The 12,983-nt window shown below is 60.8% G+C and carries 7 protein-coding genes; 6 read left to right on the forward strand and 1 reads right to left on the reverse strand.

Translation table 11 applies throughout. The features are described from left to right. Positions 1–6 precede the first annotated feature (6 nt). The 5 genes from malG to V8J88_RS13005 all read left to right on the forward strand — a co-directional run bounded on the left by malG (position 7) and on the right by V8J88_RS13005 (position 9,021). On the forward strand, positions 7–897 hold the full coding sequence (malG, locus tag V8J88_RS12985) for a maltose ABC transporter permease MalG (protein ID WP_338844550.1): 891 nt from the start codon (positions 7–9) through the stop codon (positions 895–897). 411 nt (positions 898–1,308) lie between these two features. Next, on the forward strand, positions 1,309–2,952 hold the full coding sequence (locus tag V8J88_RS12990) for an alpha-amylase family glycosyl hydrolase (protein WP_338844551.1): 1,644 nt from the start codon (positions 1,309–1,311) through the stop codon (positions 2,950–2,952). A gap of 65 nt (positions 2,953–3,017) precedes the next feature. Continuing rightward, complete coding sequence (locus V8J88_RS12995; protein ID WP_338844552.1) at positions 3,018–6,440, forward strand: DUF4214 domain-containing protein; 3,423 nt, start codon at positions 3,018–3,020, stop codon at positions 6,438–6,440. Positions 6,441–6,619: 179 nt separating this feature from the next. Further along, positions 6,620–7,522 (forward strand): hypothetical protein, encoded by a 903-nt coding sequence (locus tag V8J88_RS13000; RefSeq protein ID WP_338844553.1) that lies wholly within the window; start codon positions 6,620–6,622, stop codon positions 7,520–7,522. Between the two features lie 23 nt (positions 7,523–7,545). Continuing rightward, a complete protein-coding gene (locus tag V8J88_RS13005) occupies positions 7,546–9,021 on the forward strand; it encodes a carotenoid oxygenase family protein (RefSeq protein ID WP_338844554.1) in 1,476 nt (491 codons plus the stop codon). Between the two features lie 51 nt (positions 9,022–9,072). Here the strand turns inward: V8J88_RS13005 and V8J88_RS13010 are convergent, their stop codons facing one another. Continuing rightward, complete coding sequence (locus V8J88_RS13010; protein WP_338844555.1) at positions 9,073–10,551, reverse strand: DUF6851 domain-containing protein; 1,479 nt, start codon at positions 10,549–10,551, stop codon at positions 9,073–9,075. A gap of 163 nt (positions 10,552–10,714) precedes the next feature. On the opposite strand from V8J88_RS13010, the gene V8J88_RS13015 reads away from it, so the two are divergent. Further along, positions 10,715–12,784 (forward strand): NAD(P)-binding protein, encoded by a 2,070-nt coding sequence (locus V8J88_RS13015; protein WP_338844556.1) that lies wholly within the window; start codon positions 10,715–10,717, stop codon positions 12,782–12,784. Positions 12,785–12,983: the final 199 nt, after the last annotated feature.

Raw genomic sequence — 12,983 nt, forward strand, 5'->3', positions numbered from 1 at the left:
GGATGTATGGCGATTGTGGTGGATAAATCGAGCCGCTGGCGCATCATTGCCGCGCATGCGCTCTTGATCGGTTTGACAGCGCTGGTGCTGTTTCCCTTTTTGATTATTTTGTCGATTTCGCTGCGTCCCGGTAATTTTGCGGTGGGCAGTTTGATTCCGGCGGAAATCAGCCTGGATCACTGGCGCTTGGCGCTTGGCATCTCATATCAGGGGCCGAACGGCAACTTGATTCAGCCGGAATATCCGGTGTTGCGCTGGTTGTGGAATTCGATCAAGGTCGCCACCTTAAGCGCCGGCCTTGCGGTGTTGCTCTCGACCACTTGCGCGTATGCCTTTGCGCGCATGCGATTCCGTTTCAAGCAGCAGACTTTATCCATGCTTTTGCTGCTGCAAATGTTCCCGGCGGTATTGGCGATGATTGCCTTTCATGCGATTTTCGACTGGCTGGGCAGCTACATCCCCTGGCTGGGAATTGATAATCACGGCAGTTTGATCCTGGCCTACACCGGCGGCCTGGCGATGCACATTTGGACCATCAAGGGGTATTTTGAAACGATTCCGATTGAGATCGAAGAAGCCGCCAAAGTCGATGGGGCCACGCCGTGGCAGGCATTTGTGTATGTTTTATTGCCGATGGCATTGCCGATTTTGATGGTGGTGTTTTTATTAGCCTTCATCGCCGCCATGAATGAATATCCGATTGCCTCCGTGCTTTTGCACGAGCGCGACAAGATGACGCTGGCGATTGGCATGAAGTCATTTTTGTATGAGCAGAAATATTTGTGGGGCGATTTTGCAGCGGCGGCGATTTTATCGGGTCTGCCGATTACGGCGGTGTTTTTGCTGGCGCAACGCTGGATGGTGTCCGGCTTAACCGCCGGAGGGGTGAAGGGGTGAGCGCGGGGTTTCGCGCGGCATGCCGCGCGCCGCGCGAACGGTCCGGGCATGCAAGCCCGGACTCCGTAGCCTTTGTTCTCAGCCGCGTCAGCGGCTGCAAGCTAAAAAGCACTGAAATCGAGCCGGGATTTCGCGCGGCATGCCGCGCGCCGCGCGAACGGTCCGGGCATGCAAGCCCGGACTCCGTAGCCTTTGTTCTCAGCCGCGTCAGCGGCTGCAAGCTCAAAAGCACTGAAATCGAGCCGGGGTTTCGCGCGGCATGCCGCGCGCCGCGCGAACGGTCCGGGCATGCAAGCCCGGACTCCGCAGCCTTTGTTCTCAGCCGCGTCAGCGGCTGCAAGCTACCCCCTCCACGGGGATGCAGGCCACAGAAGTAAAAACATCTCCCAAACACCGTTTCCACCACTCGCCATGAAAATCCTGCTCTCCACCACCCTGCTCGCCCTGTCCCTGCATGCCGGAGCCAGCCCCGTCCCGCCGCCGCAGGCCGCCGGCTTTGCCGCCAATCCGATTGTGTATTTTGTCTTAACCGACCGCTTCCACAACGGCAATCCGGGCAATGACGCATCGTATGGCCGCACGCCGGGCAAGGGGCCGGGCGATTTTCATGGCGGCGACCTGGCCGGACTCACGCAAAAACTCAAAGCCGGCTATTTCCGCGATCTGGGCGTCAATGCACTGTGGATTTCCGCGCCATATGAGCAAATCCACGGCTGGGTGGTGGGCGGCAAGCAAAGTTTTAAACACTACGCCTACCACGGCTACTGGGCGCTGGACTACACCCTGCTGGATAAAAACATGGGCACGCCTGCCGAATTGCGCGAGCTGGTCGATACCGCCCATGCGCAAGGCATCCGTATCCTGTTTGACGTGGTGATCAACCATCCCGGTTACGCCGATTTGCACACCCTGGCCGAATACAAGATTCCAGTGTTATGGAAAGGCTGGGAAAAAGCCACCCTGCGCGACTATCACAGCCTGATCGACTACAACAACTTCGCCTTCAAAGAATGGTGGGGGCCGGACTGGGTGCGCGCCGGGCTGCCCGGCTATGTCGATGGCGGGCGCGATGATGAAACCATGCAGCTGGCCTATCTGCCCGATTTCCGCACCGAACGCGACAAAGCCGTGTCCCTCCCGCCGATTCTGAAAAAGAAAGCCGACACCCGCGCGCGCGACCTGCCCAACACCAGCGTGCGCGGCTACCTGGTGCAATGGCTGGCCGACTGGGTGCGCGAATACGGCATCGACGGCTTTCGCTGCGACACCGTGAAACATGTCGAAGCAGCCTCCTGGCTGGCCTTAAAGCAAGCCGCCAGCAAAGCCCTGGCGGAATGGAAGGCGAACAATCCGGCCAAAAAAATTGACGACGCGCCCTTTTGGATGACCGGCGAAGCCTGGGGCCACGGCCCGCAGCGCAGCCACTGGCATGAGGCCGGCTTTGATTCGATGATCAATTTTGATTTTCAAAGCGCCGCCAGCGCCGACTGGCTGACGCTGGATAAAACCTGGCTGGCGTATGCCAATGCCCTGCAGGCGCAAGACAAGCCGTTTGACATCCTGTCCTATATCTCCTCGCACGACACCGCCCTGTTTGCGCGCGACAAATTGCGCCACGGGGTAAGCGCCCTGTTGCTGACGCCGGGCGGGGTGCAATTATTTTATGGCGATGAAAGCGCGCGCCCGAATGGCGCCGCGCCGGAGGGCGACCCGCAACAAGCCACGCGCTCGCCCATGAATTGGGACAGTATGGATAAAACGCTGCTGCAACATGCGCAAAAACTCACGCAATTCCGCGCCCGCCATGTCGCCATAGCGCGCGGCGAGCATATGCGCCTGTCCGAGCAGCCCTACGCCTTTATGCGCGTGGACGCCAAGCGCGGCGATATGGTCTTGGTGGCGCCGCAAGCGCAAGGCGATATCCTACTGCCGGCAGGCCGCTTTGCCGAAGGCCAAGCACTGCGCGACGCCTACAGCGGACAACTCACCCGCGTCAAACAAGGCAAGATTGCGCTGCAGGCGCAAGGCAGCGTTTTACTCGAAATCGCAGAATAAAGCCGCGCCGCTTGCATGTTTGGCGCACAGCGCCCAGAATGCAAGCAAACCAATTGCGGGAGTATATGATGCGGCTGCCGGCTCTGTTTTGTTTTCTCCTCGCCCTGCTCTGCCTGCCTACGCCACGCGCACAGGCGGCGGAGAGCCATCCCCGCCTGTGGCTCAACAGCAGCGATGTCAGCCGGCTGCGCAGCTGGGCCACCCAGGAAAATCCCTTCTGGCGCGATGCCTTGCTGCCACTGGCGCAACGCGCCAAAGCCGAAATGGATCGCGGCGATGTGCCGGGGCGCGATTGCGGCAGCACGGAATATGAATCCTACCCGGCGGAAATGTATGCCGAACTGTTCGCCTTCATGTCATTAATCGAAGCCGACGCCGCCGTGCGCGCTGATTATGCCGGGCGCGCCCGCACGCTTTTACTGGGCATCATGCGCCATGCCGCGCTCGGCCCTTCGGAAGACCGCAGCGTGGTGTGCGCCGAAACCGGCTCAGCGGATTACCCGCCCTATCGCAGCCCGCGCTTTTTCACCGAAGACTCCAACCGCGCACGCTGGCATGGCGAAGCGTTTCCCCTGGTGGTGGACTGGATTTATCCATATTTGAACAGCGAAGACAAAACCCTGATCCGCAGCGTGTTTTTGCGCTGGGCGCAAGAAATAGTGGAGCGCGGCTATCACCGTCCCGAGCCGATTGGCGTTGTCAACTCCCCCACCCTGCTGGAAAACAGCAGCCAGGTGCGCTGGTCGGGCAATAATTATTTTGTCGCCCATATGCGCAATCTGGGCATGCTGGCGCTCTCTTTCGACGCGGCGGACGACGCCAATAATCAATTGCGCAATTATCTGGGCAACGCCACCGGGGCCTGGCTGTATATCTTTGATCATTTAACGCGCGGCGATGCGCGCGGCGGGCTGCTGCCGGAAGGCTATGAATACAGCCCGCAAACCGCCAGCTACGCGGTGCAATTTCTGCTGGCCTTGAAAACCGCCGGGGCCGATACCTGCGGGCGGCACTGCCGGCTGGCGGAAAATCCGTTTTGGGATGACTTCCTGATCTCTTACTACCATTCGCTCAGCCCGGCCCCGACCACCAACGCCAATCAGCAACGCGTGTTTTTGCCGGCCTGGTATGGCGATGGCGAAAACTATCAAAGCAGCGACTTCATCAGCGCCTTTGGCGCGATGGGCGCATATGATTATCTGGATGGGCGCAGCGAGCGCTTAGCTTCATTGCGCTGGGCGCAAACCCATTTGGCCCCGGGCGGGGCCGCCGGTTTGACGCGGCGCGCCTCCAACCCGGAAGATTTCCGCCAGGCGATTTTGTATTTCATGCTGTTTGACCCGAACGTGGTCAGCATTCCCGAATACGACCCGCGCAGCAGCCTGCCGCTGAGCTGGTTTGCGACCGGCTTGCACACCGTGCTGGCGCGCAACAGCTGGAGTGCGGACGCCTCCTGGTTTTCGTATCAGATGAGCTGGAACCACATCGACCACCAGCAAGCCGCCGGCGGCAATTTTGAGTGGTATCACAATGGCGAATGGCTGACCAAGGCGCGCAATGGCTATCCCGATATCGCTGAAGGCATCGCCAGCTCGGAATTCAAAAATGCGCTGACGATAGAAAACAGCCGCCCCAACCGCGATGCAAATGACTGGCGCATCGACCTCTGGCAACGCGGCTCGCAATGGAATCTGCTGCCCTCGGGCGATCCGCAATGGCTGGCGTCCAGCCATAACCGCCATTATCAATACGTGCACAGCGACAATACCAATCTGTACAACGCAAGCAACGAAGGCGTGAACGATGTGCGGCACGCCAGCCGCGCTCTGCTGTGGCTGCCGGGCGAGGCGCTGTTTGTGTTTGACCGCGCCGAAACCGCCAGCGCCAACCGCTTTAAGCGTTGGTGGCTGCAACTGGCCAACCCGGCCACGATAGAGGGCAAGCTGGCCAGCTCGCGCACCGCCGGCAATCAAACCCTGTGGCTGCACAGCTTGCTGCCGCAAAACGCCGTGCTGACTGCAGTCAACACCAACGAGCAGCATATTGAAAACACCGCCGCGCGCGGCGATTTGATGCGGGTGCGTCTGCGCGTGGATGCGCCGGACAATCCGCAAGCGCTGCAGTTTTTGCATAAATTAAGCGTCGGCGGCAACGCCGCCAGCGCGCAAGGGACGCTGGTGCAAAGCAGCAACGGGGCCTGGAGCGGCGCCACCCATGGCGACACCCTGGTCATGTTTCCCCACAATGTGCAGGGCGAGGCCGGTTTCAGCTACGACAGCAGCGCCAGCCGCCACATCATTACCGGCTTGCGCGCCAACAGCGCCTACAGCTTGAGCCGCAGCGGCAATACCTGGATGTTGAGCAGCGGCGGCGCTTTGCAAAGCGATGCCGGCGGGGTCTTGCACTATCCGCAGGGCAATGACGCCCTGCTCAGCTTGAGTCTGCAGGGTAATGGAGTGGGCCTGGTGATGAGCGATCCGGCCGGGGTCTGGTGCGGCACAGCCTGCAGCGCCACATTTGCGCCCGGCGCCAGCGTCAGCTTGCGCGCAGTCGCCGCCAGCGGCAGCGTGTTTAGCGGTTGGAGCGGGGCGTGCAGCGGCGCCGCCAGCACCTGCACCGTCAGCATGAGCGCAGCGCAAAGCGTGAGCGCCAGTTTTGCCGCCAGCGGCGGCGGCGCGGCGCCTGGCGCCCCCACCCTGCTGCGCACCCAGCCGGCGGAAAATGGCGCGCAATTGTATTTCAGCGCGCCGACAGACAGCGGCGGCAGCGCGCTGACCGGCTATCTGGCCGCCTGCACTGCGAACGGACAAAGCACGCGCAGCGCCAGCGGCGCAGCCAGCCCGCTGCGCATCGAATTAAGCGCCGGCATCATCTGGCGTTGCAGCGTGCAAGCGCAAAACAGCGCCGGCGCCGGCAGCGCCTCGAATGCGCTGGCGGCGCAAGCGCTGGGGGCTGGCGCATTGCATGCGGTGAATGTGGCGCGCAGCGCCTGCAGCCAGGCAGCATCCGGCAATGACTGGCAAATCACATGCGGCGCGCAAACTTTCACAGCCAGCCGCGCACAGCGCGTGCAATTCAGCGATGGCCAGCTGGCGTTTGACACCGAAGGCAATGCCGGCAAGGTGTATCGCTTATACCAGGCCGCCTTTGACCGCCAGCCGGACGCTGCCGGCCTGGGCTTTCACCTGGCCACGATTGAAAAATACGGCTTGAATCTGGAAGGCGTGGCGCGCAATTTTGTGCAAAGCCAGGAGTTTTCCGATCGCTATGGCAGCCTGGACAATAACGGCTTTGTGGCGCAACTGTATCAAAACGTGCTGCACCGGCCTGCAGACGCCGGCGGGCTGGCGTTTTGGGTGAATATCCTCAACACCGGGGCCGGCACCCGCTTTGGCGTGCTGGTCGGTTTTTCTGAATCAGCCGAAAACAAAAGCGGCGTGGCGGCGGCGATTGCAAACGGCATCAGTTTCACGCCATGGGAGCAATAAGCCAAACCGGGCTTGCCGCCAGCGCTGCGCCCGGCTGCGGCCGCGTGGCGTGAAAACATCAAGCGCGGCAAGGCTTTCGCGCCGATGCGATCCTGCGCCGCCAACAGCGGCTGGCGGAAAAGCGTTCCCCCCTTTTGCCCATGGTATGCTTAACAAATCAACAGCATACGGAAGCAGGTATGAAACCAGGTATCGTGTTAGGCATTGCCGCCCTTGCCCTGGCGGCGGGCGGGGCGTGGCTGATTTATGGCGGCGAGGAAGCCGCCGTCAGCCCGGCGCAAAATCAAGTGCAAAAAAATGTCGATGGCTTGATGGGGCAAATCACGGCCCAGCAAGCCGGAGCCGCACCCATCGCCAGCGGCGCCGCGCCATCGCTGCCCTTGCGCATGTACAGCTTTGCGCGCGAAGGCAATCTCAAGCAATACGCGGACTCCCTCAAACAAAGTCAACAGGCCGCGCAAGCCTATCAGGGCTTGCGTGCGATTCAAGCCTGCCTTGCGCTGCGCGCGCACACCGAAAATATGCGCATCGTACTGGAACAGGCCGATGGCACGCCGGGCATGAACCGCGAGCGGCGCGCCGCGATTGAAGAAGTGCAGCGCCGCTGCCAGGGCTTTGCCAATACGCCCGATCAAGACATGCTCAAACAGCAGGAAGCGCAGATGGAATTGGCGCGCCGCTTAGGCTCGGTCGAAGCCAAACTTGATCAGGCCGGCGGCGATGCGCAAATCGACCGCGACACCATGCTGGCCTTGCTGCAAAGCCACGCCGACAGCGCCTGGGAACGCGCCAGCCCGGCCTTTGCCGCCTCGCTTAAAAACGCGCTCAAGATCAGTCCCGACACCATCGAAAGCCAGGAAGTGGACACCGCCGTCATGCTGGCCGGCTGTGAATTGGGCAAGGATTGCAGTGAACAATCCTGGGGCACGGTGGCGCAGTGCGCGTTTGACAATTACTGTCAAAAACCGCCCGCCTTGAACTGGCAGGACAATTTAAGTGAAGAGAATAAAAAACGCATTCTGGATCTGAAAACGCGCATCACCCAGATGGTGCGCAGTAATAATTACAGCAGCATACGCTGAAGGCCGCAGCCAAGGGGGGAGCCATGCCAGTCGAGATCGTCAACACCATCAGCAGCAATCTGCAAGCGAATGATCATCCCTATTTAAACGGGCCATGGACGCCGCAATTGCAAGAAGTCAACGCCAGCGGGCTGGAAGTGATCGGAACCATTCCCGCTGACTTGAACGGGGTGTATTTGCGCAATACCGAAAACCAGATCCAGCAACCCATCGGGCGCTATCACCCGTTTGAGGGCGATGGCATGCTGCATATGATGCGCTTTCGCAATGGCCAGGTGGAATACCGCAACCGCGCAGTGCGCAGCGCCGCCTTTGTCGAAGAGCAAGCCGCCGGGCGCGCCCTGTGGGCCGGTTTGATGGAAGCGCCGGCCAAATCACAACGCCCCGGCATCGGCCCCAGCGGCCATTTGAAAGACGCTTCTTCCACCGATGTGGTGGTGCACGCCGGGCTTGCTTTAAGCACTTTTTATCAATGCGGCCAGGCGTATCAGCTCGATCCCTGCACGCTGGAAGATTTAGGCCCGGCCCCCTGGGCGCCGCAACAAGGCGTCTCGGCCCATTGCAAAACCGATCCGCATACCGGGCAATTGCTGTTTTTCAACTACGGCAATGATTATCCCTATCTGCATTACGGGGCCTTGAATGCGCAACGCGAATTACTGTATTACCACGGCCTGCCGCTGCCCGGCCCGCGCTCCCCGCATGATTTTGCGTTCACCACCAACTATCTGATTTTCAATGATTTTCCCTTCCTGCCAGATGAACAGGCGCAAGCCGAAGGTCGGCATGTGATGCGCTTTGCGCCGCATATGCCGGCGCGCTTTGCGATTGTGCCGCGCCACGGCGGGCCGGAGGCGGTGCGCTGGTTTGAGGCAAGTTCCACCTATGTGCTGCATTTTCTCAATGCCTGGGAAGAAGGCGATCAAATCGTACTGGACGGCTATTACCAGGAAGAGCCGATGCCGCGCCAGGCCAGCCCGGCCGCCATGCGCGTGGCGCCGGGTTATCAGCGCATGATGGCGTTCTTGGATCAGCACGCCTTCCGCCCGCATCTGCACCGCTGGCGTTTTGATCTGAAAACCGGCGTCTGCACAGAAGAGGCTTTAAGCCATCATCTGCTCGAATTCGGCACAATCAATCCGCAACGCCTGGGCCTGCCGTATCGCTATGCCTATTCGGCGATCCCGACACCGGGCTGGTTTTTATTTTCCGGTTTGATGAAGCAGGATTTGTCCGACGGCGGCACGCAGGAATATTTATTCGGCGAAGGACGTTTCGGCAGTGAAAGCCCGTTTGCGCCGCGCGATGGGGCGGTGGATGAGGATGACGGCTATTTAGTCAGCTTTGTCACAGACGCCTACGCCGCCCGTTCTGAATGCGTGGTGCTGGACGCCAAAAATATCGCCGCCGGGCCGGTTTGCCGGATTATTTTGCCGCACCAGATTTGCAGCGGCACCCATGCTTGCTGGGCCTCGGAAGCTGAATTGCAAAAAACCTGAAACCGCTGCGGCCTGTTGCCTCACCCACAGCAACAGGCCGCAGCCGGGCGATTACGCCCTGCCCTCCCAATACGCCTTGGCGCGCGCCCACACTGCCTGCCCGACCTGACGACCGAGCGCCAAACCGGCTGTATTGCCGGCGGAAAAATGAATCCCGCCCAGCAAACGCGATAAACCGGCCTCTTCCGCCGCTGCGCTGAAGGTGGGCCAGGACAGCGTCACCGGGGCCAGCGGCAATTTTGGATCAGCTTGCAAGGTTTTGGCGGCGATAGTCACGCTCATGCCGAATTGATCGCTGCCGCTAAAGTTCTTTAAAATCTCAGCGCTGGCGGCGGAAAATGCGCTGTGTCCCGAAGTATGTTCAGCAAACGGCGGGGTCGGAAAACTGGACTTTTGGAAAGGCCGCCAAGCCTCGCCCTGAATGCTTTGCAAACCGGCCGCCGGGCCTTCAGCGCCAAAACCCTGGATGGTTTGGCCGGCAAATAAAAAGCGGATCGCCGTCACTGGCCGCACATAGTCATAGAAGCGTTTCGCCTCCCAGGTGGCGATGCCGGCGTCAAACACCGCATTGGCCAGCGCAAAAAACAGTTTCACATCCTGATCATTGTCATATTGCTTTTGCTCAGACAGCCATTGCGCGAACAGACACCAGTGGCCGGGCGGCAATTCCGAGCTGGGGCCATCGGCCCAGTATTCGGCAATCACCTTTTGTTTTTCGCTCAGATTGATCGCGTAATCCAGCACCTCTTGCGCCTGGCTGCGAAACAGCGGACTGCCGAGCGGAGCCGGCGCAGGGGGACGGAATTGCGCAGCGCTGCTCAAGGCAAAGGGCGTCACATTTTTCCAATGCGGCGCGATAAAACCCGGCGTCACGGCCTTGCCGCTGGCGTCAAAAAAGGTCAAGGGCTGCCAGCGCTCCGGCGCCACAATCGCAGACTGCGGCGTGGCCTCGGTGAATAAGGCCGGCGGATTGGCCGGCGCATAGCCGGTGTAATCAGAATACGGCAAACCGGAAGCGGATAAGCGCCCATCCTGGTTCGCCCCGTCGCCCCGGCGATAGTCCAACAGCGCTTGCGCGGCCAGATTGCCAACTCCGGCCGGCAACGCCGGATCGAGCGATGTGCTGGTTGTAAAACCCAGCTTCGTCATCAAGCCGTCAAAGGTGGTTTTTTGTGTGGGAAACAGATTCATGCAGGCAGCATACGCGGCCTGACTCATGGCGCGCGCCTTGGCCTCCGCGCTGCGCTCTTCAGCCGGACGGCGCAAAGCGCCATGCAAACGGGTGCCCAAAGCCACAGCATCATAGGCAGCCCAGGCGTCATACATAGCGGTATGGATGATGGCCAGCGCGCGCGCCACCATTGGCGGGCCGGGTTTGACCTGGCGCACCGCGTCCAACGCGGCGCCGCTCCACAATATCACCACTTTGGGCGGCGCCGCAGCAGGCGTGGCGGTGTCGCCGCCGCAACCCGGCAGCGCAGCAGCGCCGCCCGTGACGGCGCACAGGCGCAAAAAGTCCCGCTTTTTCATGTTGTTCTCCCGATTGAATGAATGATGTCTGGCGCAATTCTGTGTCGCGTCCGGCTCGATTGTAATGCACGCATGGGAGCCTGCCGGAAATTGACAGGCGATTTGCTTTCCTGCGCCGCGCCAGGGCTACAATATGGCGTCTTTTTCACCACAGCCAGCCGCCATGTCAGCCTACGATATCCTGTTTGAACCGGTCAAAATCGGCCCGGTCACCAGCAAAAACCGCTTCTACCAAGTGCCGCATTGCAATGGCATGGGACATCGCTACCCCTCTTCGCTGGCGCAGATGCGCAAAATCAAGGCCGAGGGCGGCTGGGGTGTGATTTGCACCGAGGAAGTGGAAATTTCGCCGCGCTCGGAAATCGCGCCGTATAACGAGGGCCGCATCTGGGACGAGGCCGATCTGCCCGCCTTGCAAAAAATGACGGATGCCTGTCATGCGCATGGCGCGCTGGCCGGGATTGAAATCATGTTCAATGGCTACGCCACCGCAAATTTATACAGCCGCATCACGCCGCTTGCGCCCAGCAATCTGCCGGTCAGAAGCGGCGACCCGCTGCAAGCGCGCGCCGCCAGCAAAAGCGACATCGCCGAAGTGCGCCGGCTGCACCGCCAAGCCTGCCTGCGCGCCATGCAAGCCGGCTTTGATCTGGTGTATGTGTACGCCGGCCATGATTTGGGCATGCCGCTGCATTTTTTATCGCGCCACACCAATTTCCGCAGCGATGAATACGGCGGCAGCCTGGAAAACCGCGTGCGCTTATTGCGCGAATTGATCGAAGACGCCAAGGATGCGGTCGGCCATCGCTGCGGCGTGGTGGTGCGTCTGGCGCTTGATCAATTACTCGGGCCGCAAGGCATCACCAGCGCGGCGGAAGGACGCGATGTGATCGCCATGCTGGCCGAGCTGCCGGATTTATGGGATGTGAATATCGCCGACTGGAGCAATGACAGCCAAACCGCGCGTTTCGCCGCAGAGGGGTATCAGGAAAGCTATTTGCAGGGCATCAAGGCGCTCACCAGCAAGCCGGTGGTGGGCGTCGGCCGCTACACCTCGCCGGATGCAATGGTGTCGGCCATCAAACGCGGGCTGATGGACATGATAGGCGCGGCGCGGCCCTCGATTGCCGACCCGTTTTTGCCACATAAAATCCAAGCCGGGCGGCTGGAAGATATCCGCGAATGCATAGGCTGCAATATTTGCGTCTCGGGCGACAATGCCTGTGTGCCGATACGCTGCACGCAAAACCCGACCATGGGCGAGGAATGGCGGCGCGGCTGGCACCCGGAATTCATCCCGCCGCGCGCCTCCTCTGCGCGCGTGCTGGTGGTGGGCGCCGGCCCGGCCGGTTTAGAAGCCGCGCGCGCACTCGGCCAGCGCGGCTATCAAGTCGCACTGGCTGAGCGCGATGCCGAGTTGGGCGGGCGGGTCAGACGCGAAGCCCGCCTGCCCGGCCTGGCCAGCTGGATGCGGGTGGCGGATTACCGTTTGCAGCAATTGCGCCAGATGCCGAATGTGGATTTGTATCCCGGCAATGATCTGAGCGCGCAAGATATTCTGGACTTTGGTTTTGAACAGGTGATTCTGGCCACCGGCTCACACTGGCGGCGCGATGGTTTTGGCCGCAGCCACCGCGCGCCGCTGGCGCAAGGCGAATGGGCGCAGATTTTCACCCCCGACGATATTCTGGCAGGCCGCCTGCCAACCGGCCCGGTGCTGGTGTATGACGATGACAATTACTATATGGGCGGGGTGCTGGCTGAGTTTTTGCGCAAACAGGGTTTGCCGGTGCATTACATGACGCCGGCGGCCAAGGTGTCAGAATGGACAGAGCAAACCATGGAGCAGGCGCGTATTCACCGCCGCCTGCATGAGCTGGGGGTGGAAATTTCCGTCTCGCGCCTGTTGCAAAGCGTGACCCAGGACGGCCCCGGCCTGCGCCTGCAAAGCGCCTGCGCCTACACCGGAGAGCTGCGCGAACAGCATGTCAGCGCCCTGCTCTTGCTCACCATGCGCGAGCCGCAAGACGCGCTGGCCCAGGCATTGGCGGCGCGCGCCAGTGACTGGGCCGGCAGCGGAATTCAGGCCGTGCAGACCATAGGCGACGCCTATGCGCCGGCCACAATAGCGGCGGCGGTATATGCCGGACACAAGGCGGCGCGCGAGATGGATGCACCGGAAAGCGGCGATGTGCCGTTTAAGCGCGAGGTGGTGCAATTGGCGCGGGAGTGAGGGGCCAGCCCATCCGGCAACCCGCCTTTGTTGCAGCGTCAAACAGGGCAAAGCGGCTGAATAAAAAAATCGGCGCAACCAGGCTTTTTTCAATACACTGAACTTCACCAGCATGGATGGCGGAGCAGCCGATGGCGATTCAGCACAAAAGCACTGACTTTGCAGCCCTGATTGAGCTGTTTCTGCTTGCTTTTTTACT

It is taken from the genome of Massilia sp. W12, from assembly GCF_037300705.1.
GTDB lineage: Bacteria > Pseudomonadota > Gammaproteobacteria > Burkholderiales > Burkholderiaceae_D > JACPVY01.

Excerpts from the sequence above, each read along its gene's own strand:
- malG (WP_338844550.1), top strand. The coding sequence starts at position 7 with ATGGCGATTGTGGTGGATAAATCGAGCCGCTGGCGCATCATTGCCGCG.
- V8J88_RS12990 (WP_338844551.1), top strand. The coding sequence starts at position 1,309 with ATGAAAATCCTGCTCTCCACCACCCTGCTCGCCCTGTCCCTGCATGCC.
- V8J88_RS12995 (WP_338844552.1), top strand. The coding sequence starts at position 3,018 with ATGATGCGGCTGCCGGCTCTGTTTTGTTTTCTCCTCGCCCTGCTCTGC.
- V8J88_RS13000 (WP_338844553.1), top strand. The coding sequence starts at position 6,620 with ATGAAACCAGGTATCGTGTTAGGCATTGCCGCCCTTGCCCTGGCGGCG.
- V8J88_RS13005 (WP_338844554.1), top strand. The coding sequence starts at position 7,546 with ATGCCAGTCGAGATCGTCAACACCATCAGCAGCAATCTGCAAGCGAAT.
- V8J88_RS13010 (WP_338844555.1), bottom strand. The coding sequence starts at position 10,551 with ATGAAAAAGCGGGACTTTTTGCGCCTGTGCGCCGTCACGGGCGGCGCT.
- V8J88_RS13015 (WP_338844556.1), top strand. The coding sequence starts at position 10,715 with ATGTCAGCCTACGATATCCTGTTTGAACCGGTCAAAATCGGCCCGGTC.